Origin of the sequence: Pseudomonas sp. RIT-PI-AD (assembly GCF_025642785.1) — a bacterium.
In the GTDB taxonomy this organism is placed as follows: Bacteria; Pseudomonadota; Gammaproteobacteria; order Pseudomonadales; family Pseudomonadaceae; genus Pseudomonas_T.
This window is the reverse complement of sequence record NZ_JANZKU010000070.1, coordinates 1-535: the sequence shown is the minus strand read 5'-3', so window position 1 is coordinate 535 and position 535 is coordinate 1. Positions and strand designations below refer to the sequence as shown.

At 63.6% G+C, this 535-nt stretch carries 1 pseudogene; it reads left to right on the top strand.

Annotated features, from left to right (window positions below):
- Positions 1–535: pseudogene (locus OGL92_RS22070) on the top strand (hypothetical protein); the annotation flags it as partial.

Sequence of the window (535 nt, the reverse complement as noted above, 5' to 3'; positions counted from 1 at the left end):
CATCGATGCGCTGACGCCGACGGCGTTCTGGTCGGCCGACGTGTTCGAGCCGCTGGATGGCCGCAGCCGGTGGGACTATTTGACCGAGCGCATGCGGTCGGTGGCGGGCTCCCTGGATATCAGCCCGACCGGCCAGTTTCGCCTGACCAGTTGGCTCGCCTCGCCGCCGGTTCGGACCTACCAGCCCGGGAGCACGATTTTCGAGAGCGTGAGCGTAGATCCGGCCAATCTGGACGGGATGACGACGCGCTTCGAAATAGAGGCTGATTACCGGTTCGCGCGGCTGTGGCAGAAAAACCAGTTGTTCGGCTGGCAGAACCCGCTGACCGAGGGGTATTCCGGCGAGCAAGGGTTCTGCATGTGGTACCACATGGGCAGCGAAACGCCGGATGTTAGCGAGGTGGAGTCCGCCGTCGAGGGCACCGGCCAGACCATCATCCAGGCCAGCTATGAGCGCGTGCCGCCGACCGGGATCTACTGCAACCCACCGGTCTCATGGATCAACAACTATCCCGACCTGGTGCTGTCGTTCAAC